Genomic DNA, 25694 nt, shown 5'->3' with positions numbered 1-25694 from the left:
CCTTGCCGGTTCAGGACTTTTCTGACGGCATCGACAATCTGGTCGACACCGACCGGATCCAGATTGGCTGTGGGCTCGTCCAGCAGGAGCAGCCCAGGCTGCATGGCCAAGGCACCCGCCAGGGCCAGACGCTGCATCTGCCCTCCGCTCAGGTGCATGGTGGACCGGGTCAGCTGCAGGTCAGCCAAACCCACCTCGGCCATGGCCATCCGCACCCGTGGCCAGATCTTCTCGCGAGGCAGCCCCATGTTCTCTGGCCCGAAGGCCACGTTGTCGCCAAGCCGTTGAAAAATGGCCTGAGCATCCGGATCCTGCAGGACCAGGCCCACACGCCCCCGGCTGGATACGGCAGGATTGCCGTCGATCAGGACCTGACCCTGGGTCACCCCGCCCTCATCATCCTCAACCTGATCCTGGCCGCTCTGCGGGGCGTGATCGCCCAGCAAGCCGGCCGCACCCTCAAGGATGGTCGATTTGCCGATGCCGGAGGCCCCCAACAGAAGCACCCGCTGACCCGCAGGAATGTTCAGGGAGAGATCCCTGACGGCGAAGTGATTCCTATAGGCATGCCGATAACCCCAGCCACGCAGTTCCAAGGCTGCGGGGCGGTAGGGATTGTCCTGGATGCTCTGATCCACGCCCGGACCTCTACTTCCCGGCCGTACGAATATCGCGGCCGGAGGCGAAGCGGTCCAGGGCCCCGGTTGCGGCGATGGCCTTGTAGAGGTACCAGACCAGCACTCCGGCGATCAGAGCGCCCGAAATCAGGGTGGCTATCAGATAGATCACCCCGTAGGGACCAGTCAGGTTGATGGCCTGCAGGTGCGTGCAGAAGGAGTAGAGCCAGCATCCGAAACCAGCTGCAGCGCCCGACAGTGCCACCGTGGACATGTTCCAACGCCGGTAACGCAGCAGCATGAAGACCAGCTCAGCCATGAAGCCCTGCAGCAGACCGATCAGTATGGTCTCCACAGGCACCCAAAGGCTGCCCAGCAGCGACTCCAGGATGGCTGCGACCAACTCGGCATAGACGGCCGCTCCCGGCTTGCGTACGATTACCGAGGCCAGTGGGCCGGCAAACAGGTAGAGACCGTTGAGAATGCCACCCAGACCGGGCACGACCCCGTCCAGGAAGGACCAGGGAATGGTGGTCACCATGGCGACCACCCAGTAAATGACGGCGGAGGCCACCCCTATGACCGAGGCGACGGCGATATCCACCACCCTCCACCGTTTGGAGGGAATCCTGACCTGGGACGGAGTCCGCTCGGACTCCGGCTCTGATCCGGAAACGGTATTGTTCATGAAATGACCATCGGTCATGATCTTGTGCCTTTCCTCGGGGCGCTCCCTATGAGCGCCATCCCGTTCAGGCACGGGTCCAGTGACATCCGTGCGCCGGCATTGCCCGGTAAACGTTCGTCCGGTTGAGGCTGAGCCTCCTCTCAGCCGCACGCCCTTAGGCATACGGCCCCCGTGTCACCTTTAACCCTAGAACAGGCCGTGGCCAAAAATCAGTTCTGACGCTCGCCCAGGGAGTCCAGCAGCAGGGCCTCGGTGACGATGTTATCGACCAGCCCCTGCAGGGAGATGGACTCGTTCGGACTGTGCGCGTTGGACTGGGGATCCTCGGGACCGGTCACCAGGACCTGAGCATCAGGGAAGAGCCGCTTGAGCTCGGGGATGAAGGGGATGGATCCACCCTCGCCCTTGTTGACCGGGTCGCATCCGAAGGCCTGCCGCATGGCCTCCTCGGCCTGCCGAACCACCGGGCTGTCGGCATCCATGGCCCATCCCATGCCCAAGTCGCTGGGCGTGGCCTCCACCCTGGCCCCTCGAGGAGCATGGGCGACCAGAAAATCGGCCAGGGCCTGTACAGCCTGTTCGGGCCGCTGGGTGGGCGCAGTACGCAGGGAGATGCGGAAGCGGGTCTTATCGGCCAGGACGTTGAAGGAGCCCTCCACTGGGTGAGCATCGAAGCCGATCACGGCCGCCGCTGGCTTGGTCCAGAGCCGAGAGGCCAGGGAGTCGGTTCCAGCCAGCTGGTAGGAGTCAAGCACACCGGCGTCCGCACGTAGCTGGGCCTGATCCAGGTCACGCTGCAGGCCGCCGATGGGCTGTCCACCCTCCAGGCCGGGCACCGCAAGCTGACCCTGGTCGTCATACATGGAGGCAATCAGCATGGCGGCCAAGGTGTTGGCATCCAGGATGGGCCCGCCGAACTGGCCGGAGTGGACCGGATGCTCCAGAACGGTAACCGTGACATCCAGGTCGGCATTCCCCCGCAGAGAAGTGGTCAGGCTTGGGGTGTCCGCCGACCAATTGCCCGAGTCGGCCACGATGATCAGATCCGAGGCGAAGTCGTCCCGATGAGCCTGAAGGAAGGGGATGAAGCTTTGCGAGCCCATCTCCTCCTCCCCTTCGATGAAGACCTTGACGTTGACGCGAAGGTCCTTGCCCAAGGCATGGAGGGCACCCGAGTGGATGGCAATACCACCGCCGTCGTCGGCTGACCCGCGTCCATAAAGCCGCCCCTCCTTCTCAACGCCAGTAAAAGGATCAGTAGACCACTGGGAGGGGTCAGGCACCGGTTGTACGTCGTGATGGGCATAGAGCAGAACGGTCGGGGCATTGGCATCCACCTGCCGGGATCCGATGACTTCGAAGGCTCCAGGGGTGCCGTCCGGATTGGTGGCCTGGACTACCCGGGCGTCTACGCCCACCTGCTTAAGTTGTCCGGCCACATAGTCGGCCGAGCGCCGCATGTGGTCTCCGGTGATCCCCTTGGCCGAGACCGAAGCCAGGGCGATCTTGTCCTTGAGCAGATCGACGACCCTGCTCCTATCGTCTTGGACACGTGTGCGGATCGTCTCCAGCCCCAGTTCCGCCATCGTTACCTCCTAATTATTACTTGCGAATCAATGCTTGCGAGTCTAGGCGTCACCGTAACCTGTTCGCATGACATGGAATCCCTTCTCACGCAAGGATCGTCGGGACAAAGAGGCGGAGGCGGACCAGACGGCCTCTGCGGAGGATGTACAAGGCAAGGGACGCCCCACACCCAAGCGCAAGCAGGCCGAGGCCCGGAACCTGCGTCCGCTGGTCCCCAAGGACCGCAAGGCCTCACGCAAGGCCGCCAAGGCCCGGATCCGAGCCCGTGAGGACGCCCAGTACGAGGCCATGAGGACCGGCGACATCGACCACATGCCCAAGTCGGAGCGTCTGCCTTGGAGGATCTACATCCGCAACTATGTGGATGCCCGTTTCAATCTGCTGGAATGGATTTTCCCGGCCATCATCCTCATGTTCGTGGCCACTCTGATGGGCATGTTTGTGGGTCCGCAGCATTATGCCACTTTCACCATGGCAGTGACCATCCTTCTATATGCCTATCTGATTGTGGCCCTTGTCGACACCTGGCTGATGTGGCGCAAGCTCAAGCGCCTGCTGATCGACAGGTTCGGCGAGCGCTCGGTGGCCAAGGGATCACGCTCAGCATCCTATGCATGGCAGCGGGCCATGATGGTCCGGCGCTGGCGGGTTCCCAAGCCCAACCAGAGCAAGCGTGGACACTGGCCCAAGTGACAGCCGATTAGCGACAGCCGATTGTTTTGATATTCCGGCCTGCAGGTCGGTCACACCGCCCGGTTCCTCTTGAGGAACCGGGCGGTCTTCGTATTCACTCCGCATTCTGCGAATGGTCTTCATTCTCCCAGCCTGTACGGCTAGCATGGATTGATATGCAGCAATCGATCAACCAACCCGGCACACAGTCTCTTGACCCATGGGATGCCGACAGCCGCCAGTACGACACCATCATCATCGGATCCGGGCCAGGCGGCTATGCCACGGCCCTGCGCACGGCGGAGCTGGGCGGACGGGTGGCCCTGGTCGAACAGGACCCTGTGGTTGGCGGCGTCTGCCTGAACCGCGGATGCATCCCCACCAAGGCCCTGCTGACCGCTACCCAGGTTCTCGAACAGGCCGGCCTTGGGGCCGCCATGGGCATCAATATGGCGTCATACAGCATCGACTACCAGAAACTTCAGAACTATCAGGACCGGATGGTGGACGCCATGACCGGCGGCCTGTCGAGCCTGCTGAAGCAACGTGGCATCACCGTGTTGCACGGCCGCGGCAGCATCGTCGGCGACGGCCTTGTGGAGGTGACCGCCGATGACGGCAATCGAACCCGTCTGACCACCTGCGACACCATCCTGGCCACCGGGTCTCATCCCCGGGCCTTGGAAGAACTTCCCTTCGGTGATCTGGTCATCGACACCGACCGGGCCCTGACCCTCAAGCCCTTCCCCCGCCGGGCCCTGATTATCGGCTCAGGTGCGGTGGCCCTGGAATTCGCCACCATTTGGAATCAAGCCGGCTGCCAGGTGACCCTGATGGTCAGACGGGATCGGGTGCTCTCCCACTGGGGTCGTCGGACCGGTCAGATCATGACCAGGGAGCTGGAGCGACAGGGAATTCAGATCGTCACCCATGCCCGCTGCTCGGGCGGACACCGTCTGCCCGCAGATGGAGGCATTCAGGTCGACTACCAGCCGACCGACGACAAGGGCCAATCGGGACAGATCGAGACTGATCTGGTTCTGGTCGCCATCGGCAGGGACCCCAACACCGATCCGAAACATATGAAGGAGCTGGGCATCGACCTGGATGAGCAGGGTCAGGTCCTGACCGACTCACAGGGACGCACCAGCCGCGACCGGGTCTGGGCCCTGGGCGACATCACCCCGGGTCACCATCTGGCCCACAGGGCCTTCCAACAGGGCATCACCCTGGCTGATGCCGCCTCCGGTCTGGATCCCGAGCCAGTCAACGAGGCCACCATCCCCCGCGTGGTCTTCTCCTCCCCCCAGGCCGCAGCTGTAGGCTTCAGCCGCCAGGAGGCCGAGGACGATCCATCGCTGAACCAGGTCAAGGAGACCATCTACCCCATGATGGCCAACTCGCGCATGCGCATGAGCGGCCTGCAGGGCACCCTCAGCCTCATCACCGCCTGCCAAGCCACCGATATGGAGAAGCAGATGGTGGTCGGTCTCGAGATGGTATCCCCTCAGGCCTCCGAGAACATCGCCGAGGCCCAGCAGCTGGTGGGCAACCAGATCCCCCTGCACCGGGCGGCCGGCCTCATCCATCCCCATCCCACCTTCTCGGAAGCCATTGGAGAGGCCCTGCTCAAGGCCGACGGCAGACCCCTGAACATGCGGTAGGCATGCGGTAGACTGGTCAACCAGTGAACGTTTCCAAGTGAGGATGGCATGGCTACAGAGGACACCAAGGGCAAAAAAGCAAAAAAGAAGACCAGCACGATCAGCCAGATCGCCAAGATCTACCAATTCACTTATGAAGAGGACAAGACCCTTCCCTGGCTGCTGACCGCAGCAATTCTGGTACCCACACTGATAGCAGTGGTGATTTGCCTGCTGGCCCACTTCGGCTGGCTGTCCTGGATACTGACTGTGCTTCTGGGCATCATGCTCGGCCTGCTCCTGGCCACCATGACCCTGACCAGACGCTCCGACAAGGTCGGCTATGCCAAGATGGAGGGCCGCCCAGGTGCTGCCGCCGCCGTGCTGAGCGGCATCTCCAAGGCAGGCTTCTCCTTCCCCCAGGAACCCGTCTGGATCGATGCCAAGACCAAGGATGCCGTCTGGAGGGGCACTGGCCGTACCGGAGTCTATCTGATAGCCGAAGGTGACTACAACCGCGTCAACAAGGCCATGAACCGCGAAGAGGAGAAGATCCGCCGCATCACCCGCGGATCGGCCATCCCCATCTACCGAATCAGCGTGGGCCGCGGACCGGACCAGGTCCCGCTCAATAAGCTCCAGCGCACTGTGATCAAGAAGAAGGTCAAACTGACCGCCACCGAGCTGGAGACCCTGAACGACAGGCTGGTCACCCTGCAAAAGCGTCAGAGCGCCCTGGGTATGCCCAAGGGCATCGACCCGACCAAGATACACGTCAGCCGCAAGGCCATGCGCGGGCGCTGATGTTTTTTGAAGGTCCCGGCATCTCCCTCAGGGAGGCGCCGGGATCTTCGCATGAAACACCCCCGTAACCTCAGCGGTGCATTGCCGAAAAAAGCGGTCCCCTAGACTGAGTGACCGTTATGGTTTTCCAGGAAAGGAGCAGTTCAGTGAGAGAACTGAAATCAAAGGCCGATTGCGAAGCTGTGATCAACCAAGAAGGCGTGGAATACGTCTCGGTCAGGTTCACGGATCTGATCGGCGTCCAGCAGCACTTCACGGTCCCAGCCAGCGAATTCCTCAAGGATGCCTTCACAGACGGCATGGCCTTCGACGGCTCCTCCGTCCAGGGATTCCAAGCCATCAACGAGTCCGATATGAAGCTGATTCCGGACCCTGAAACCGCCTACCTGGATCCCTTCCGCCGTCATCGCACTATGAATGTGGCCTTCTCCATCGTTGACCCGGTAACCGACGAGCCCTACTCGCGTGATCCCCGGCAGATTGCTTCCAAGGCCGAGGCCTACCTGCGCTCCACCGGAATCGCCGACACGGCCTCCTTCGCTCCTGAGGCTGAGTTCTTCATCTTCGACAAGGTCCGTTTCGAGAACAGCATGCAGCGCTCCTTCTATGAGGTCGACTCCATCGAGGCCCCATGGAATTCAGGCGTGGATGTCGAGGAGGACGGCTCCGACAACATCGGCTTCAAGAATCGTGTCAAGAGGGGCTACTTCCCCGTACCACCCATCGACCACTACCAGGATCTGCGCGACGACATGGTTGCCAACCTGCAGAAGGTGGGCCTGGTTCTGGAGCGCTCCCATCACGAGGTGGGCGGCGCCGGCCAGCAGGAGATCAACTACCGTTTCAACACCCTGCTGCACGCTGGCGACGATCTGATGAAGTATAAGTACGTGGTCCACGAAACCGCTGCCCTGGCCGGCAAGGCGGCCACCTTCATGCCCAAGCCAATCGCTGGAGACAACGGGACCGGTATGCACTGCCACCAGTCTCTCTGGAAGGACGGCAAGCCCCTCTTCTATGACGAGAATGGCTACGGCGGACTCTCCGACATCGCCCGCTGGTATGTGGGCGGCCTGATTGAGCATGCCTCGTCTGTTCTGGCCTTCACCAACCCCTCCACCAACTCCTACAAGCGGCTGGTGCCCGGGTATGAGGCCCCGGTCAACCTGGTCTACTCGGCCCGGAACCGTTCGGCGGCCATCCGCATCCCCCTGGCCGGCACCTCACCGGCTGCCAAGAGGATCGAGTTCCGCGCCCCCGACCCCTCCTGCAACCCCTTCCTGGCCTTCTCGGCCCAGCTGATGGCAGGACTGGACGGCATCCTCAACCACACCGAGCCTCCGGCCCCCATCGACAAGGACCTCTACGAGCTGCCTCCGGAAGAACACGCCCAAATCAAGCAGGTCCCCGGTTCCCTGGAGGAGGCCCTCAACGCTCTGGAGGAGGACCACGACTTCCTCAGCGAGGGCGACGTCTTCACCGATGACCTGATCCAGACCTGGCTGGACCTGAAGCGCGGTGAACTGGACCAGACCCGTCTGGCCCCCACCCCCCTGGAGTACGAGCTCTACTTCCACATCTGAGTCCGCATAACGACTGACGCCGGCTCGCCGGCCAGGTCGCATAGGGCCCGATCCTTCCTGCTGAAGGGTCGGGCCTCTTTGTATTATCACGACCTTCTGCATCCGCCCATTGACGGCAACACGCCAGCCCCGGCATCCTGGCAGCAGTCGGGACAAAATGATGTGCAGGCATAAAACGGATCCGATGGAGGTGGAAACCGATGCGCTGGCTGCGTGAGTTCATGGAGTTGCCCGTATATCTGCGAGCCATGCTCATAGTGGACCTCATGTGCAACTTCGGCATCGGCCTGGTCATGCCCATCGAGCTGCTTTTCGCCACCCATTCCCTGGGCGCCACCATGAGTGAGGCTGCCCTCCTGGTGACCATCAGCTCGGTGGGGTCCCTGATCTCCAACCCCATCATCGGCTGGGTCTCAGACCGTCGCTCCTCCTGGCTGGCCATGCACACGGCCATGATCTTCTCGGTCTTCGGCCCCCTGATCTTCACCGTGGCCCACGACTATCGGGCAGCAGTCGCTGGAGCCTTCGTATCGGGCCTGGGAATGGGCATGCAGACCTCCTGGGCCAGCATTCTGACCCAGATCTCCACCAGGGAGCAACACCGAATCGTCTACGGCATCAACCAGGCCGAGCTTAACCTGGGCATCGGCCTTGGAGCGGCAGTTGGCGGACTGCTGGCCGCCGGTGGTCAAGACTTCCTCTATCGGCTCGGCTTCGGCGGCAGGGCCCTGGGGTTCGCCCTGCTCAGTCTGTCCCTGCTGGTCATCGAACGACACTGGCAGCTGCGCCGGCTGACTGCTGAGCTCAAGGCCAAGGTGGAGCAGGAGGTCGTCCAGAAATCCGCAGAGACAACCCGCGCACTTCAGGCAAGCAAGCCGGACAGCACAGAAAGCATGACCGTCAACGGCACCTTCGGAGGACGGACCAGTTCCCTGACCAGGGTGCTGGCCTCCATGATCCTGCTGACCATGGGCACCTTCTTCATGGACCTGTTCGGCTACTCCCAGTTCGACGCCGGCCTGGTCACCACCCTGATCTCCGATCCGCACATCCCCCGCTGGTCCCTGTCGGTGGTGGACGTGGTCAACACTTTCTCGGTGGTCATCATGAACATCGTGCTGCTGCCCCGGCTCAAGGACGCAAACCATGTGCGCCTGCTGCGCACCGTGCCGGTCTTCTGGGCTGCGGCCTGGGTGATCATCGTCCTGGGCCTGCGCCTGGATTCCACCCCCGGTGCCCTGAGTGTGGCCTCCCTGGGCATCACCATCTTCGGGCTGGGCGAGGTCATGATGGGCATCTCCCAGCCGGTGGTGGCCGCCGAGCTGGCCGGGCCATCGTTCAGCGGGCGCATGTTCGGCCTGCTCAACACAGCCGCATCCCTGGGCTACATCGTGGGACCCATGTTCGCCTCCTACATCCTGGCCGGGCATGAGACCATTCCCTTCCTGGCCATGTGCGCCATCGGCCTGGTCGTACTTGCAGTCCCCTGGTTCCTGGCCATTCCCTCGCGGCAGATCACCAGCCAGAAGAGCCCGGCTGCCTTGTAGTCTTGGACAAGGCACGGCACCGAATTAAAAACTTGGAGGTTGGCTAATCCAAAGGTGGCCGAGAAGGCATTTCTACAGTGGCCAGTCCAGCGAACTGATTCCTCTCTTCAGTGGCGGTTCTCGTGTAAAGTCAGTCTTCACCGGCGGCCCGACGGGCATCGCCAGGCTCCGAACCCGCCATCAGGGTCTTGGCTAGGTCCACGAATCGCTTGGTCAGCGGCGAATCATCCAGGGAGCCATCTGATCTGAGGACAGCCGGCCGGCCGGACTCCCCCGATTCGCGCAGGTCGGTCTGCAGGGGAAGCTGCTCCAGCAGCGGCACCTGATACCCCAGATCCCGGGTCAGCTGGTCGGCCACACGCTGGCCACCTCCCTGACCGAAGATGTGCAGCCGCTCGCCATTGTGCTCGTACCAGGACATGTTCTCAATCACACCCTGGACCTTGGTGGGCAGCTGGAGGGCCACCAGCCCTGAACGCACGGCCACCTGTGAGGCCGAGGGCTGGGGTGTGGTGACCACGATCAGCCGACTGTTGGGCAGGGCCTGGGCCACGGACAGGGCCATATCCCCGGTGCCTGGGGCCAGATCCAGCAGAAGTACATCGGGGTCGCCCCACCAGACATCAGAAAGGAACTGCTCCAGCGAGCGCTGCAGGCGCGGACCCCTCCAGAGGATTGCCCGGTCCGACCCGGCGAACATGCCGATGGAAATCAGTTTGACCCCCCATGCGGTGACCGGCATCAGCATGCCGTGCAGATTGGTGGGCCGGCTGTGCACACCGAAGAGCCCAGGCAGGGAGAATCCGTAGATGTCCGCGTCAATGGCGGCCGTGTCATAGCCCAAGGCAGCCAGCGTGGCAGCAAGATTGACCGTCACCGAGGACTTGCCCACGCCGCCCTTGCCCGAGGCAATGGCGAAGATACGGGTGCCCACGCCGGGCTTGGAGAAGGGGTTGCTGCGGCGGGCGGCCTTGAGGTCGGCAACAAGATTGTCCAGCTTCTCCCGGCTCATGGAGGAGACATCGATATGGGGGCGCAGCCGGGCTCGTGGATATGAGGTCACGGTCCCGTTGATCTGGTTGGTGATGGTGGTCGACAGCGGGCATCCCTTGATGGTCAGTTCAACCCGAACGGTCACCTCATAGTCGGCCTGGGCATCCCTGGCTGGCTCGACAATGATGTCGGTGATCATGCCCAGATCGGTGATGGATCGACCCAGTTCTGGATCGATGACCCGACTGAGCCGCTCATAGACCTCGCCCTTGATTCTTCGAGGCAGCTCCTCCAGATCCCGGGTCCCTTCCTTGCGATGCTCTACTTGTTCCATGCCGTCACCATATCGCGCCCAGCCATCTGCTGCTAGGGCGCGGCTGGTCGGATATTGCGAATGTCACTATCAACCTTGGGCTGGGTTGGGGTCGCCGGTGTCAAGCAGGCGGTGGAAGGCCGCCTCATCCAGGATGGGTAGCCCCAGGCTCTCAGCCTTGTCGGCCTTGGAACCCGGGTTGGCGCCCACCACCACATAGGTGGTCTTTTTGCTGACGGATCCAGAGGCCTTGCCGCCGCGTTCCACGATGGCCTCCTTGGCGGAGTCCCTGGAGAAGTCCTCCAGACTGCCGGTGACCACCACGGTCATCCCCTTTAGGGTCTGCGGCTTGGTGCTGCGCTCGACGTGGGCGCCCACCCCGGCTGCCTGCCAGGCATCCAGGATGCGTCCACGCCAGTCGTCGGGCTGGCGGGCGCCCTGGAACCAGTCGTGGATGGAGTGCGCGATCTCGGGGCCCACACCGTCCAGTTCGGACAGGTCCTCCACGCTGGCCTCCTCCACGGCCTTGAGCGACGGGAAACGGGTGGCTATGGCCCGGGCCGATGTCGGTCCCAGGTGCCGGATGGACAGGGCCACCAGGACCCTCCACAGGTCGGCATGCCTGGCCTTGTCAATCTCTTCAAGCATCTGCAGGGTATTCCTGGAGGGTTGGGCATCCGCACTGTCCAGAGCAGCCTCCTGGACCTGGGTCTCATGGCTGTTCATGGCCCGCTCGCCCTGGCTCGCCTGAGCGCTCTTGGGCAGGTTATAGAAGGCAGGCACACGGTACCAGAGGCCGCTGCCGCCTGTCCGACGCTTGGTTGTGGCACGTCCCTGCCGGCCTTCGACCTCCACCCGCTCCATCAGGGGAACCTCACGCCAGACATAGACCTGGCGCAGGTCCTCCACTTTCAGATCGAACAGGCCCGCCTCACTGGTCAGGACAGGTTCCTGACGAGATGGAAGTTTCAGGTCCGGGTCCGGCTGGTAGGGGGCTGCCTGGCCGCCCTGGTCGACCAGGACCTCACGCAGACCGGGAGCGTAGACCTCCACGGAATCGGGCCGGTTCTCATCGGGGTTGGTCAGTGCTATGGCGCTCTGCTCCCCCAGATGCTCTATGTCCAGCGCCTTTCGCGAGGCCATGTGGATGATCCGCTCGGTCAGTTGGGCCGGGCAGGACTCCACATTGGGGCAGCGGATGTCCACATCGCCCTCCTTGGCCGGGGCCAGCCGGGCACCGCAGCTGGGGCAGGTCTCAGGCATGACGAAGGGTCTCAGATCCCTTTCACGCCCCTTCCTGGCTTCGATAACCGGTCCGACCAGCTCGGGGATCACATCGCCCGCCTTGCGGACCACAACCGTATCCCCGATCAGAATGCCCTTGCGCTTGACCTCGGATGCGTTGTGGAGGGTGGTCCTGGAGACCGTGGACCCTGCCACGGTGACCGGGGTGAGAACAGCCACCGGGGTGATCCGGCCGGTCCGGCCCACCTGGACGGTGATGTCCAGAAGTCTGGTATTGACCTCCTCCGGCGGGTACTTGTAGGCCACGGCCCAGCGGGGGGCACGGGAGGTGGCTCCCAGCCTGCGCTGGAGATCCCGGTCCTGGAGCTTGACGACGATGCCGTCCAGGGCGTGCTCGATGTCATTACGGTGCTGGCCGTAATAGTCGATCATATCCAGAATCTGGTCGAAGGAGGTGATGACCCGGTTATGGGGGGAGACCGGAATTCCCCACTGCTTGTAGAGGTCGTAGGCCTGGGACTGGTCGATGACCTCGTCGTGGGTCCCCTTGGGATGGGCCGGGCCCCACCTCAGTGAACCCAGACCATGGGCGTAGAAACTCAGACGGCGGCTGGCCGTGATGCGCGGATCCTTCTGCCTCAGCGACCCGGCGGCGGCGTTGCGAGGGTTGGCAAAGGGCGCCTTGCCCTCCTGCTCCTGCTGTTCGTTCAGGGCGTTGAAGTCATCGAACCGCATGAAGACCTCACCACGGACCTCCACGAACTCGGGGATGTCCCGGGCCGATCCCGACAGGTTCTGCGGAATGCTCGAAATGGTCCTGACGTTCAGGGTGATGTCCTCCCCGGTAACTCCGTCCCCCCTGGTCAGGCCCTGCTCCAGGACCCCGTTGCGGTAGAGGAGGTTGAGGGCCAGGCCGTCAATCTTGACCTCGCTGGTCATGGGCAGGGCCTTGCCCTGCGGCCAGTCGAGCTCGTTGCGAAGCCCGTCGTACCACTGACGCAGCTCGGCGACGCTGAAGACGTCATCCAGGCTGAGCATCTGGGAGGGGTGGCGGACTGAGGCGAAGTCGTTGGAGAAGGTCCCCCCGACCCGGTGCGTCGGCGACTGGGGGGTATCCAGACTGGGAAAGTGGGACTCCAGCTCCTGCAGGCAGCGCATCCTGGCGTCATAGGCCGCGTCGGAGGAGACCGGCGCATCGTCTATGTAGTAGGCGACCTGGTCGGACTCCACCCAGGCGGCCAGCCTGGACCAGAGACGCTGGGCCTGTTGGGCTCCCAGAGAATCAAGGTCCAGCTCCCCCAGTCGCATGGCATCAGCATCGTCGGGCTGCAGGGAGGCTATCCATCGGTCAGTGCCCGGCCTGGGCCTGGAATCGGTATTCCCGCTCTCATCGCTGGTTTGCTGAGTATTTTCCTGAGCTGTTCTGTCATGCATTGAGCGACCTCATGAACTGTGCCTGTACCACATCAACACCTTCATTATCGTCGTCGTTCATCCTGGCGGCCGCCATTGACAGTGTCCGGGCCGGGACGAAGAGACCGCCGTCCACACAGATGCGCGCTGCCTGTCGCACTATCGAAGCCACTTCGGTGTGGGGCCAGACCGGTAGGCCGTGTTCTGCCAGCACCCGTCGGGCCTGCCTGTGGTCTTCGGGCAGAACCACGCACTGGGAGCGGGCCCTGGCCTGCAGCTCGGCCAGCTCACTCTTGAGGGCTGGTATCCGGTCGGGACTGATGTGCTCGCTCATCAGGTAGGCCGCTGCAGCCACGTCGAACTCGTCGCGCATCCATGAGGCATAGGCCAGGCGATAGTAGGCGAAAGAGGCATCGTCCCGGTCCAGGGCCACCCTCAGAGCATTGAGCGTGGCGGCCCGGGCCGAATCCCAGTCCTCCCGGTTGGCCAGCATGACAGCCAGCTTCAGGTGGGAGAGCGGGTAGGCGGGCGCATAGGCCACCATGGCGTTCAGATGCTTGAGGGCTGCCTGGTCCTCCTTGATCTGGGCCAGCAGATCGGCAATCTCCAGGTGGGCGTAGAAGAGGTTGTCAGGAATGAGCAGGGTCCGCTCCCCCGGTGTGGCAAAGAGGCGGTTGTAGACCACCCGTTCGGCATATGAGTTGAAGTAGCGGGGTACCTGGCCCTTGGCAGCGAAGACCGCATCCAGATGAGCGATAGCGTCCTGTTCGACCTGTATGCCCTGGGCCGCGCCGCCGGAGAAGAGCAGATCTCGGGCTTTGACGCGCTCCTTGTCCAGCTGGGAGGAAAGTGAGAAGTCAAAGTCCGGAACAGGGGTGCCATCGATCATGGCGCTGGCGACCTGGGGGGCCAGCTGTTCCAGCTCAGGGTCGCCGATGCTCTGGATGATACCTGTGGCTTCCTGGGCCTTGGCTGCCGAAGTCATGCTCCGATCCGAGGCCAGCTGGTGGAAACCGCCTACAGCCCTCTGCAGCAGGTCGGCACGCTGGATGGAAAGATCCACTGCCTTATCTGCTCCTAGGGCCTTGGCAGACTTGTCGGCAAAGGCCACCTCGGAGAACTCGGGCTCCTCCTGGCTGCCGTGGGGGCTGAAGCGGTCATCGCGCATGTCGAATTCGGCCTCAGTGGGCTTGAGCCCGCCCTGGGTATCCACCTGCATGGCCGCGTCGAAGAAGCGGTAGATGGCGCGTGGATCCTTCAGACCCTGCGAACGGATGCGGGAGAGGAAGAGCTCCCTGCTGAAGACCACCGAGACCAGGGTGCGTATGGTCGGATTACTCTGCAGAGCGCTGAGCGGATTCTGGGATGCGTCGTCGTCGGTCTTGTCTGCAGAGGCATCATCATTCGAGACATCCTTCTTCGATGCATAATCAGCAGTCGACTCACCCGCGTCGGATTCATTGGCTGACGACGGCGGCGCAAAAGCAGCAGAGTCAAGGTCCGCGCCCTGCATGAGATCCTTGAACTCACGGTCCACGGATTCCTTTTCACCCTGATCCTCGGCCTTGTCCTCCCCGTCTTCCTGTCGTTGCTCAGGAGCCATCCGGGAAGCAATGGGCTTGGTGGGATCGCCATGCACGTCGCCATCCTTGGGATCAGCCTTGGACCCGGTGGGGGCCACCTCGCCTGAACGCATGCGCTCGAAGGCCTCAAGGGCCTGTCCCATCATGGTCCTGATAGCCGAGTTCTGCTGATCTACAGCCTCTTCCAGACCGATGGAGTCGATCTGCAGGCTGACCTCACGCACGGCCGGATCCGCCCCGAAGGCCAGGGCGGCCATCATCAGACCGATACGCAGGTTGTAGTCTGCGCTCATGGCGGACCGCTCGCCCTCGTCCAGGTCCCGCCAGGCACGTGACTTGTCCTCATAGCGGCTGGAGGGCATCATGGTGCGCCCAGCAGCAGTGAAAGCCAGGGCCACCTGCCCCTGGGCAAGGTTGGATCTGAATTCCACGTCGAAACGGAAGGGCAGCCGAAGGGATCGCATCAGCATGGACAGCGTCTGCCGGTAGACCCACTCGGATCGCACCGGCTCCTGACCTTGGCCGTCCGCTCGCACCGGCAGCGCCTGGGGAGCCTGTTGACGCACCATGACGGCGGTCGCCGCAGCCTTGTCGACCATGGCATTGATAGCGGTCAGCCCGTCGTCCTCCAGGGGGTCGAAGCGAACCGGATAGTCCCCCGGGCGCAGCAAGGCGACAATGGCGGGATCATCCAAAAGCGCCTGATCCAGCCGGGTTGCCTGGACGCGGTTGATCGAGTCCTCGGTGGGCAGCGTTCCCAGGCGGGTATTGCGCTCCAGCCAGGCGCTGACGGCGGCAAACCTGTTGAGATTGCCCTCGATGCGCAGGGCCGCAAGGGCGGCGGTGAACTCCAGTCCATTGTCCCAGCTCAGGAAGTAGGCGCCGGAATAAGAGGAAGCATACAGATGCAAGGGCTCTGCCCCATGAACGGCCTCAAGGCCTGAGACGGGCGATAGGGCCCCAGCCTCGCGCATCAGGTCGGCGAACAGATCCTCCAGACCGGAGACCCGCTGTCCGTGGGAGCGTGCCTGAATCATGTCACCAACGCTGCGTCGGATGGCTCCCATGGGCGCCTCCCTGTTGAGCCTGTAGAAGATGTTGCCCGAGCCGAACCCGGTGAAGGTTCCCTGGATGCGCGGCAGCAGGTATGCAGCGAAGAAAGCAATGCCCACAGCATCCCGGTACTCCAGATCCAGGCGCATCTCCGGAGGCAGCAATGGACGCAGCTGCTCAAGTGAATAGCGGCCATCGGCTCGCAGCCAGGAGGCCAGCCAACGCATGTGGCCGGCCTCGTCACGGCCTGCTACGGCACCCTGCAGGGCACGAACCGGACCCGAATCCTGATCCGGATCGCGGCCCAGCCGACGACCATCGGCCAGGGTCACCTCCTCCTCCCTGCCCAGCAAGAAGGCAGGCTCCATGTTCTGCAGGTCCATCCGGCTCTGCTCGCCGATGAAGACCCGGCCATGGTCGTCGGCCAGAGCAATCTGAGCAAAGTGACGACGATCGGTGAAAATCCCCAGCGCGAAGCCGCGGCCGGGCGCATCAGGCCACTGGACCCAGCCCAACTTCAACCCCTCGGGCACGCCCTGCAGACGAGGAAAAAGCCGACGCTTGACCGCGATACCCAGGATACGGCTGTGGGAGGCCAGAAATTCGCGCATCTGACGATCATCTGGATGGCGTCCCGTCCTGTTGATCAGATTGACCATGTCGGCCACCGAAGAATCCAGGGGATGATCCCCGCGATCCCCCGTGGTCGGCCGAGAGGAGCCTACCAATCCCTCCAGTGCGGAAAGAATGGAACGGCCCAGGCCTGACAAATCCCCGATCCCCCGGGACTTCTTCGCGTTCTTGGACATACTTTCGATTGTCCCAATCCAGCCCGACATGTCGCCGTTAGAATAAAACAGTGATGACTCTGCCAGCCCTGCGACGCCCCACCCCGACCAGGGGTACGACTATTCGCCTGCTGGTGACACTTGTCGTTATACTCGTCCTCGAACTGGGGGTATTCAATCTGGCCCATTGGCAGTCATTGGCCAGCTCCTCCTCGAACCCTCCAACAAGAACCACAGGCAATACTGAGTCCCGGTCGGGCCAGCTGGGGCCAGGACTGTCCACGTTGCCGGGTGGGGGACTAAAGGTCATTGATCCGGCCGGCGCCTGGATGGATGTCCCAGTCGCCGACGGACAGACAACCTTCGTTCAGGCCCACCTGACGGAAGACGTCGAGGAATCCCTGTCGCAGATTCATGTACGTCTGGACCTGCGCCTGGCCGGCGACAAGGGTTGGACCCAGGGCACACGAGGGTTGATCTGCCCCGGTCTGACCCGCAGCCACTATCTGCGCATCAGAGGCAATTCCCATGAAGACCGGATCCAGGCCATGCGCCTATGGATACAGGAACCCATCGGATCTCGGCTGGAGCTGACCGGGATGACCCCTGCCAAGGTGGTCCCCTTAGACTTCAATCCGGCGCGGATACTTGTGCTGGTCTTTCTGGCGGCACTGATCCTGGGCTACCTGCCAGGCTCGGTTCTCTGGCGGACTCGGCTGGATACGGGCTCGGTGAGCCAGCGCCTGGTCCTGGCTCTGATTCTGGCTCCCCTGGCAGCCTGGTCCTGCTGGAACATCCAACATGATCTGTCCACCTTCACCCCCATGGCCTACCACCAGCCGAATGCCTACGTCTACGACTTCAACCAGTACGATCATGTGGCCCAGGCCCTGCTGCATGGACGCCCTTGGCTGGATCTTGGCCAGGCGCCTGGTCTGGCCAAGGCAGCAAATCCTTTTGACATAGCCACCCGCAACGCGCTGCTGGCCCAGGATCAGCAACCCATATATTGGGACTACGTCTACCGAGACGGCCACTGGTACTCCTACTTCGGAGCACTTCCCGTGCTGCTGCTCTTCCTGCCCTATAGAGTGATAACCAGCCTGGTGCATCCGGGTGGCTATGCCCTGCCCACCAGTTCGGCCGCAGCCATGCTCGTCGCGATGGCCACCATCATGACCGCCCTGGCCACCATCCGCCTGCTGAACCGATGGTTCCCCCGGGTCAACCTGGCCGTGGTCGGTATGGCCCTCATGACCATGCTGGGAGGATCCGGCATGGCCTACCTCTGGTGCCGTCGCAACTTCTATACGATTCCCTTCGATGCCTCCTTGCTGGCGGTCATGACCGGACTCTGGCTCTGGATGGGAGCCAGGCGGGTCCATCGACAATCTGCGGGCACCGGTGGGCATTCGGGTCGTCGTTCAACACGAATGTGGACCGTAGAGGACGGGGACCGACCCTGGCAACTGTCCAGACCCCGGCTCTTCCTGGGATCGCTGTCAGTGGCTGCCACCCTGGGCTGCCGACCAACCTTCCTGGCAGCCGGCCTACTGGCGTTGCCCCTGTTTGCCGAGGAAATAAGGGCTGTCATCAACGCCCTGTTCAGGCGTGGGCGCCATACTGCCGGACTGTCTCGAAGGCGGGCGCTGTCCCTGCTGGTCTGTGGCCTGTTGCCGGTTCTCCTGATTGCCGCTCCCCTGCTCTGGTACAACCGTTGGCGCTTCGGATCTCTGCTGGACTTCGGCAACCGGTATCAGATGACCGTCCTGGATCTGACCAACTATCATCCCGGCACCGCGGGCCTGCTTCAGATCTTTGGCTACTACCTTCTGCAGCCGTTGACCACCCTGCCGGTCTTCCCCTACCTGCAATTCTCCCCTGCTCCCATGCGGGTCTGGCACTTCACCGAACCCGGCCTGGGCGGGCTGCTTGTCACCACCCCGGTACTTATAGCGGCCCTTGCCCTTCTTGCTCTACCCCGGGTACGAGAAGAGCTGCAGCGTCGGGGGTGGATCCCCGGACTGATTCTGGCCCCTGCCCTGGCGACTCTGGTCATGGCTGCAGACTCCTATATAGGAGGGTTCTCAGTGCGATACAGCATTGACTTCGCCTGGCTGATCTGCCTGGCAGCCGTTGTGGTCATGGCCGCCGCATCCTCAACATATGAAGACGGCCGTTCCCGCTCCGGAGCGGGAACGGCCGTCATGAGCCTGCTAACACTCGCCTGTCTGACTGGGTTGGTCTTGACCTTCATCAACGCCATGGTCCTACTGGAGCACTTCGACTCCAGTCAGGCCATGAACGTAGCCGTCTGGTTCCTAGCACCCTGAGCCCGGCCGACAGCGATGTCAGGAGTCGAGGCCCTGCCGCTTGAGGGCTTGGTGATACCGGTCGACCATGTCAGCCACGATGCCATTGCCATCGCCGCCTGACAAGGTGATGACCGATGCCAGGGGCATGGTGTCGAAAAGTTGGGCAGTATTGGGATCGTCCGGCAGCGGTATGCCATCCTGATCGATACGATCGCGCATGATAGGCCCGCCAATCGAATTCTCGCGCCACTCGGCCATGGTCGATTCGGCATTCAGCGGAATGAACCTGCCGTCGCCATCCACCTGCAGGTCCTCTTCCGCAACCAGATCTCGACTTGAGGTACCCACCTGGATGCGGTAGGTGCCCGCCTCAACATGCCAGGCATCCATGGCCGTCGACCAGTAGGCGAAGTCGCGCTCGGTCAGGTCCATGCTCACCCTGCTGGACTGTCCGGCCTTCAGGAAGACCTTGGTGAAGGCCTTGAGCTCATGGCTGGGCCGATTCACCCGGCTGGCGCAGGGGGCCACGTAGACCTGCACGGTCTGTGCACCATCCACCTGCGAAGTATTGGTCACGGTCACCTCCACCCGAGCCGAGTTGGCTCCGGTCTTGGTCACTGCAACCTGATCCAGGGCGAAGTCGGCATAGGACAGACCGAAGCCGAAGGGGAAGGCCACGGGACGCTGGAAGGTGTCATAGTAGCGGTAGCCCACATAGACGCCCTCGCCATAGCGTGAATGACCCTCCTCGCCGGGGAAGGAGGTGATGGTGGGGTTGTCCTCCAGCCGGACCGGGATGGTTTCAGGCAGGTGGCCCGAGGGAGTGGCGGCACCGGTCAGCACATCCACCACGGCGCGACCACCCTCCTGGCCCAGCAGCCAGGTCTCCAGCAGACCCTTGGTCTTGTCCATCCAGTCGGCAACCGTCACCACTGCTCCATTGGAGAGGACGGCGACCACCCGGTCGTTGACCTCGGAGACAGCCTTGAGCAGAGCCACCTGCTTGTCGGGAAGATCCATGCTGGTGCGGTCGAAGCCCTCGGACTCGGCATCTTCAGGCAACCCCAGAAAGAGCACCACGGTGTCGGCTCCGCGCGCAACCTCAAGCGCCTGCCGGGTCAAGGCGGGATCCTGCTCCTTGTCGTCCAGCGTGAAACCGGGCGCGAAGTCCACACTCATGCCGGCCTCCTTGAAGCCATCCAGCGCTGAGGAGACCTCGGTCGGCGTGATATGCGAGGAGCCTCCACCCTGATAGCGTGGGGTCCTGGCGAACTCGCCGATGACGGCGACCTTCTTCTGCGGGTCAAGGGGCAGAATCCGGTCTTCGTTGCGCAAGAGGACGATGGACTCCTGGGCCGCGCGACGGGCCACGTTGTTGTGCTCTTGGACGTCGTAACGGTATCCCTGCTGGGACATGGCCGGACGGGCCTTGTCGATCAGATCCAGAATCCCCTGGGCCATCCGGTCCAGCTGTTCCTTGTCCAGCTGGCCAGCCTTCACGGCCTGGACCACCTGGTCATCGGTGCGGGAGGGCGGCATCTCCAGGTTGAGCCCGGCCTGCAGGGCGTTGACCCTGTTGTGGACGGCCCCCCAGTCGGACATGACCATGCCCTGGTAACCCCACTCGCCGCGCAGAACGTCCGTCAGCAGCCAGCGGTTCTCCGAGCTGAAGACCCCGTTGAGCTTGTTGTAAGCGCACATGATGGTCCAGGGCTTGGCATTCCTGACCACGTATTCAAAGGCCGGCAGATAGATCTCGCGCAAAGTGCGCTCGTCCACGTCAGAGCTGACCCTGAGCCTGTCGGTCTCCTGGTTGTTGGCTGCAAAGTGTTTCAGAGAGGTTCCCACACCCTTGGACTGGACCCCTTCGACCAGACCTGCGGCTTCATGCCCAGCAAGGACCGGGTCCTCCGAGTAAAACTCGAAGTTGCGGCCGCCCAGCGGGCTGCGCTTGATGTTGATGCCGGGACCCAGAATCACGGCCACCTTCTCCTGGATGCACTCTTCGCCCATGGCCTGGCCCACCTGGTAGGTCAGATCGGGGTTCCATGAGGAGGCCAACCCAGCGGTCGGAGGGAAGCAGGTGGCCGGAACCGATCCGTAGACGTCGGAGCCAGTAGCCTTGCGCAGGCCGTAGGGGCCATCGGTGATCATATAGCCTTCATAGCCCTTGTCGGGAAGTCCCTGCAGGTGCCAGGAGTCGGATCCCGAGGTCAGCGAGGCCTCCTCTTGCAGATCCAAATCCTTGGCTTTGGTATGCGTTTGTTCTGTCATGTCTTTTTCCTTTCGAGTTTTCGGGTTCGATTAGCCGGTCCGCGGCTCAGCACAGGTCCAGATTACAGGTTTTCAGCCTCACTTGACCTTGCGGATCATCATGATGAAGACAGTTCCCACCAGCAGGCAGGCGATGGCGAACGGGAAGATCATCCTGTAGCCGCCGAAGAGGCCAATGACCAAAGTCGTGCACCCGGGGGCGATCACCTGGCCGATCGTATTGGCCAGGTTGAGGATGCCCAGATCCTTACCGGCCTCCTTGGCATTCGGCAGCACATCGACATTCAACGCCTGATCCACTGACATGTAGCAGCCGTTGCCGATTCCAGCCAGGGCGGCATAAATGTACATGCCGGTTGCGGTCGGCATCAGGAAGGGGAAAACCATCCCGAGAGCAATGATCAGACAGCTGATGGCCACGATCACTTTCCGCTTCTGCAGGAAGTCCGAGAGAGGGCCTGAGACCACAGCGGCCAGGATGGTGGTGATTACCGAGAGCAGAGCCATGACCTTGAGTGTGGATGCAGCCTGGTCATCACTCAAATGGCAGTACTTCTGCAGAATGTAGAGCTGGTAGCCCTGGATCATGTAACAGCCGACGATGAAAGTGAACCTGCCCAGAAGCGCCATGTAGAAGTCCCGGCTGTTCTTGGTGGGCGGTATGAAGGACCGGCCGACATCAGCCCAGGTGCGCTCCACGACTGTGTTGGCTGCCGACTTCTCCCGGGGCCAGATCAGCACGGTGAGGATGCCCGAAAAGAGGAAGATGATCATGCCGACTACCAGGCCGGTGCGAATGTTGGTCAGAAACGAGCTTCCAATAACTGTCCCCAGCTGCTGACCGACTACCTGGCTGGCTCCATACAGTGCCGAATAGGTCCCCCTGGTTGACTCAGGGATCCTGTCGGAGAGGACCGCCACCGCCGGGGCTATCAGGCAGTTGATGCCCACCTGGACAATGCACCAGCCAAAGATGATCATGACCAGCGTGTGGGACTGGATGACCATCAGGAATCCCAGGGCGCCGATAATGCCGCCCAGCACGATCCAAGGGGTGCGCTTGCCGACTCGGAACCTGGACATATCCGAGAGAGCGCCGAAAACAATATTGGCCACAAGGGCGAATACGCAGCCGATCGAATTCATCGTCCCCAGAGCCGCTTCGGCGCTGACCCCGTGCAGGGTATTGAAGATCTGAGGCAGAAGAACCCCTGACCCCATGGAAAAGGGCGCTGCCCAGAGCAGGGATACCATGGCGAACCCGATGGCGAAACGGACCTTCTCCTTGCTGTTGAGCCTTCTGCCGGTATCAGGAGCCAGGCTCGCATCCATGCCCTGGCCTGCGACAGCGCCTCCGGCCTCGTCCGCAGAGGCCATGGCTTTGATGCCCTCCCCTACTCGATCACCGACCCCCGCAGCCAGGTCTCCCCTTCGATCATTATTTCCGTTCCCCATCATCAATGCTCCTTCGTGTGCAACCTTGCAATCAGTGGCTCATCATTGAGCCCCACCAATCTCCCCCTTCCATGACGGGTGATCATTCCGAATTCATTATCGGAGCAAACCAGGCAAGAGGAGGGTTTTCATCACAGCATTTTTTCGATAGCTGAGACGACTGAATCTACATTTCGGCGGAATTCCAAGGTTTCCGGAAGGAGCGACAGGGCCAGATATCCGTTGCCTGGCATGTCGAAAAAGTATCCGGGCTGGCCAGTCAACCCGTAGGACCCAATCAGGCGAAGAATCAGCTCCTCCTCGTCGATAACCTGAGGAAAACGCAACAGAACGTTCCAGCCTCCCTCAGGCCTGAGCAGGGAGACGCAGGACTCCTTTTGGCCCAGTGTCTGTCTGAGGATTCCGAGATTGCCCCTGATACGCTTGCCCACCCGGCTGGTCTGAACGGGAATATCCGAGAGCATGGCTTCCATATCCCTGGTGATCAGAAGACTCATGGGCAGGTAGTCATCGGCTATCAGGTCAAGATGACGCTTGGCGGCGGCTACTTGGTCTGCAGGCCCGGAAACCTGGATCCAGCCCACCTTGGCATGGGGGGCTGCCAGACTCTTCGAGAACCCATCCAGGGCGAAGGTCAGCACCCGATCCTCACCAGCCAGCCGGGCACGGCCCGGCAGGGGATCCAGAGGATAGCCGAAGAAGACCTCGTCGGCGATGATGGCCACCCCCTGCCGCTGGCAGAGTTCTAGCAGCGACCGACGCTCTTCCGGATGAATGTAGGAACCGGTGGGGTTGTTGGGGTTGATAAGGACCAGGGCACGGATACGGTCGCCTCCAGGCCCCTCCAAGGCCTGCCTTACCGTGGCCAGGTCAAGGACCCAGGACCCGTCATAGGTCAGGCGGTATGGGATTGTTCGGACGCATTCCAGACCGGCGATTGATTCGATCAGAGGATATCCGGGTCTGGGCTCCAGAATGGCATCACCCGGGTCGCAGAGGAGCTTCATCAGCCAGGAATAAGCCTGGGATGTGGAAGAGAGCAGGTAGAGATCATCAGAATCGACCGATGTACCGTCCTCGCTCTGGCTCAATCTCTGCCGCCTGGTCAGAAACCCAGCCAGGGACTGGCGGGCCGCAAGAGGTCCCCTCGGTTCCGCCTCATAGACTTGGGGCAGAAATGACGGGGCCAGCCCGAAGCGGGTGGGATTGGAATCATTCAGCCTGCCCAGCTTGAGACCATGGGCACGTGCTTCGGCCTCGGCCAGGGCAATGCGATTGGGGCGGTCAGACCCGGTACGGTGAGAAAAATGCACGATTTTTCAGCTCCTCATCCGATCCGGCAGCCGCCTGAAGGCCCCAAGCAAATTGGTCGCAGAAAAGCTCTGCTTCACCCCAGGTGCTTTTGCCGAAGGTCAGCCAGATAAGCGGCACCCACGATGCCGGCCTGGTTGCGCAGCTTGGCGGCCACAATGGGGGTCTTGATGTCGATGTGAGGCAGGAACTTCTCGCTCATCCGGCTGACCCCGCCGCCGACGACGAAGAAATCGGGATTGAAGTAGTGCTCAAGCAGGCGGTAGTACTTGGTCAGTCGATTGGCCCACTTTTTGTAGCTCAGCTTCTTGCGGTCGCGCACCGATGAAGCTGCGTACTTCTCGGCATCCTTGCCATCCAGCGTCAGGTGACCAAGCTCACTGTTGGGAATCAGAACACCGTTATAAATCAGAGCCGTACCGATGCCGGTGCCCAGTGTCGTGGCGATGACCAGACCCTTCTGCCCTTTGGCCGCCCCGTACTGCACCTCGGCAAGACCGGCAGCATCCGCATCGTTGACGACGCTGACGGGCCTGCCGCAGGCCTTGGAAAGGACCTCCTGAACATTGGTGCCAACCCAGGACTGATCCAGGTTGGCCATGAAATCGAGCGGCTTGTCGGGCTTGACAGGGGCCGGGAAGGCGATGCCCAAGGGCACATCCGAAGGAACTTCAAAACGATCCAAGAGCTCCTTGACGACAACCCCCACAGCCTCTGGCGTGGAGTGCTCGGGAGTGAGAATTTTCTTGCGAGGCTCTGCAAAATCACCGATTGTCAGGTCAACAGGGGCAGCCTTGATACCGGATCCACCAATATCCACTCCGAAAGCCTGCGCTGTTTCAATCATTGCTGCTCCTTAGCTGATCAAAGATGAGGGTCCGAACCGGCACGGTAGCGATTGTAGCGCAAGGCATGCCTCTGCAATCCTTGGCAGCGGCACAAGCCGGACCAAGCCGCGGCCCCTTGCACCAACCCTGTGCCACTACCCTGCAGGAAGGGGAATTGGGTGGGATAATGAGGTTATGACCGAACATACACAGCTTATTGACGCAGTCAACGTGCGCATCACCACCCGAGAATACGACCCCAAGCCCATCGATCCCGACCTGGCCAGGCAGCTGGGCAGCACCTTGAACGCTCTGAATACGCTGAGCGGCCTGGACATGCAGCTGGTCCTGGGCAAGCCGGACGCCTTCGCAGCCGACAACGCCTCCGGCCACCTGGCCAATGCGGCCAACTACCTTGCCCTGGTCGGACCCAAGGATAATCAGGAGAGCCTGGAAAAAGCCGGCTTCTACGGCGAGCGCATGGTTCTTGCCGCCACCCTGTACGGACTGGGGACAGGATGGGTGTCGGGCAGCTGGGACCGTCAGGCGGCCGAGCGCCACTGCCGTATCACCCCCAGCCAGTCACTCTATCTGGTGGTCACCATCGGCTATCCGGCCGACCAGGTCGGCTATGGCAACCAGGACTTCGAAAAGCTTTGCCGACGTCAGAGCGAGCATCGAGCCTCCAAGAGCTATGAGGAGCTGACCTCAGCCATGAACGCGCAGGATCGCCAGGAGGCGCCGGAATGGTTCAAGGCCGGCGTGGCTGCCGCCGCCAAGGCTCCTTCTGCCATGAACGGACAGCCGGTGGTTCTCGCCTGGGACAAGGGCACAGGCGACGCCATCGCCACCTTGGACCCCTCGGTCGCCTACGGCTCCGCAGTTGACTTGGGCATAGCCAAAATGAACTTCCAGATCGGGGCCGGCGGCGGTACATGGACCTGGGGCGACGGGGGCCGTTTCATCAGATCATGAACATGGCT

At 62.2% G+C, this 25694-nt stretch carries 16 protein-coding genes and 1 pseudogene; 7 read left to right on the top strand and 10 right to left on the bottom strand.

Translation table 11 applies throughout. The features are described 5' to 3' along the window. Positions 1-77: 77 nt before the first annotated feature. The 3 genes and pseudogenes from H3T89_RS09155 to H3T89_RS01070 all read right to left on the bottom strand — a co-directional run. Positions 78-638 (bottom strand): annotated as a pseudogene (locus H3T89_RS09155) (energy-coupling factor ABC transporter ATP-binding protein); the annotation flags it as partial. A 10-nt stretch (positions 639-648) separates the two neighbouring features. Then, positions 649-1323 (bottom strand): ECF transporter S component, encoded by a 675-nt coding sequence (locus H3T89_RS01075; protein ID WP_227028572.1) that lies wholly within the window; start codon positions 1321-1323, stop codon positions 649-651. Between the two features lie 191 nt (positions 1324-1514). Continuing rightward, positions 1515-2891 (bottom strand): dipeptidase, encoded by a 1377-nt coding sequence (locus tag H3T89_RS01070; RefSeq protein ID WP_015022076.1) that lies wholly within the window; start codon positions 2889-2891, stop codon positions 1515-1517. 67 nt (positions 2892-2958) lie between these two features. Between H3T89_RS01070 and H3T89_RS01065 the strand changes: the two genes are divergently transcribed. The 5 genes from H3T89_RS01065 to H3T89_RS01045 all read left to right on the top strand — a co-directional run bounded on the left by H3T89_RS01065 (position 2959) and on the right by H3T89_RS01045 (position 9141). Continuing rightward, the gene (locus tag H3T89_RS01065; protein WP_015022077.1) at positions 2959-3585 is read left to right on the top strand and encodes a DUF3043 domain-containing protein; all 627 of its coding nucleotides are present in this window, start codon (positions 2959-2961) and stop codon (positions 3583-3585) included. Positions 3586-3740: 155 nt separating this feature from the next. Beyond that, the gene (locus tag H3T89_RS01060; protein WP_015022078.1) at positions 3741-5228 is read left to right on the top strand and encodes a dihydrolipoyl dehydrogenase family protein; all 1488 of its coding nucleotides are present in this window, start codon (positions 3741-3743) and stop codon (positions 5226-5228) included. A gap of 48 nt (positions 5229-5276) precedes the next feature. Beyond that, positions 5277-6011: a DUF4191 domain-containing protein gene (locus H3T89_RS01055; RefSeq protein WP_015022079.1), complete on the top strand. Its 735-nt coding sequence runs from the start codon at positions 5277-5279 to the stop codon at positions 6009-6011. A 146-nt stretch (positions 6012-6157) separates the two neighbouring features. Continuing rightward, positions 6158-7594 carry a type I glutamate--ammonia ligase gene (gene glnA, locus H3T89_RS01050; RefSeq protein WP_046323088.1) on the top strand — a complete coding sequence of 479 codons (1437 nt, stop codon included), beginning with the start codon at positions 6158-6160 and terminating at the stop codon, positions 7592-7594. A 200-nt stretch (positions 7595-7794) separates the two neighbouring features. Continuing rightward, on the top strand, positions 7795-9141 hold the full coding sequence (locus H3T89_RS01045; RefSeq protein ID WP_198215976.1) for an MFS transporter: 1347 nt from the start codon (positions 7795-7797) through the stop codon (positions 9139-9141). 130 nt (positions 9142-9271) lie between these two features. On the opposite strand, the gene H3T89_RS01040 is transcribed toward H3T89_RS01045, so the two are convergent. From H3T89_RS01040 to H3T89_RS01030, 3 genes are all read right to left on the bottom strand, one after another. After that, positions 9272-10468 carry an Mrp/NBP35 family ATP-binding protein gene (locus H3T89_RS01040; RefSeq protein ID WP_198215975.1) on the bottom strand — a complete coding sequence of 399 codons (1197 nt, stop codon included), beginning with the start codon at positions 10466-10468 and terminating at the stop codon, positions 9272-9274. Between the two features lie 69 nt (positions 10469-10537). Beyond that, on the bottom strand, positions 10538-13126 hold the full coding sequence (ligA, locus tag H3T89_RS01035) for an NAD-dependent DNA ligase LigA (protein ID WP_198215974.1): 2589 nt from the start codon (positions 13124-13126) through the stop codon (positions 10538-10540). Next, positions 13119-16550 (bottom strand): tetratricopeptide repeat protein, encoded by a 3432-nt coding sequence (locus H3T89_RS01030; RefSeq protein ID WP_232348368.1) that lies wholly within the window; start codon positions 16548-16550, stop codon positions 13119-13121. Before H3T89_RS01030 ends, ligA begins: the two co-directional genes overlap by 8 nt. 53 nt (positions 16551-16603) lie before the next feature. Here H3T89_RS01030 and H3T89_RS01025 point away from each other — a divergent pair, with 53 nt between their 5' ends. Then, positions 16604-18862 carry a hypothetical protein gene (locus tag H3T89_RS01025; RefSeq protein ID WP_198215973.1) on the top strand — a complete coding sequence of 753 codons (2259 nt, stop codon included), beginning with the start codon at positions 16604-16606 and terminating at the stop codon, positions 18860-18862. Positions 18863-18880: 18 nt separating this feature from the next. Here the strand turns inward: H3T89_RS01025 and H3T89_RS01020 are convergent, their stop codons facing one another. From H3T89_RS01020 to ppgK, 4 genes are all read right to left on the bottom strand, one after another. Then, positions 18881-21118 carry an exo-alpha-(1->6)-L-arabinopyranosidase gene (locus H3T89_RS01020; protein ID WP_198215972.1) on the bottom strand — a complete coding sequence of 746 codons (2238 nt, stop codon included), beginning with the start codon at positions 21116-21118 and terminating at the stop codon, positions 18881-18883. A gap of 78 nt (positions 21119-21196) precedes the next feature. Next, positions 21197-22573: an MFS transporter gene (locus H3T89_RS01015; RefSeq protein WP_198215971.1), complete on the bottom strand. Its 1377-nt coding sequence runs from the start codon at positions 22571-22573 to the stop codon at positions 21197-21199. 131 nt (positions 22574-22704) lie between these two features. After that, positions 22705-23886: a pyridoxal phosphate-dependent aminotransferase gene (locus H3T89_RS01010; RefSeq protein ID WP_198215970.1), complete on the bottom strand. Its 1182-nt coding sequence runs from the start codon at positions 23884-23886 to the stop codon at positions 22705-22707. A 74-nt stretch (positions 23887-23960) separates the two neighbouring features. After that, a complete protein-coding gene (gene ppgK, locus H3T89_RS01005; RefSeq protein ID WP_198215969.1) occupies positions 23961-24731 on the bottom strand; it encodes a polyphosphate--glucose phosphotransferase in 771 nt (256 codons plus the stop codon). Positions 24732-24906: 175 nt separating this feature from the next. On the opposite strand from ppgK, the gene H3T89_RS01000 reads away from it, so the two are divergent. Further along, on the top strand, positions 24907-25686 hold the full coding sequence (locus H3T89_RS01000; protein WP_198203475.1) for a nitroreductase family protein: 780 nt from the start codon (positions 24907-24909) through the stop codon (positions 25684-25686). Positions 25687-25694: the final 8 nt, after the last annotated feature.

Origin of the sequence: Bifidobacterium sp. W8114 (genome assembly GCF_016101165.1) — a bacterium.
Classification (GTDB): domain Bacteria; phylum Actinomycetota; class Actinomycetes; order Actinomycetales; family Bifidobacteriaceae; genus Bombiscardovia; species Bombiscardovia asteroides.
The sequence above is the reverse complement of the archived record's forward strand: the minus strand, read 5'-3'. Positions and strand labels throughout refer to the sequence as shown.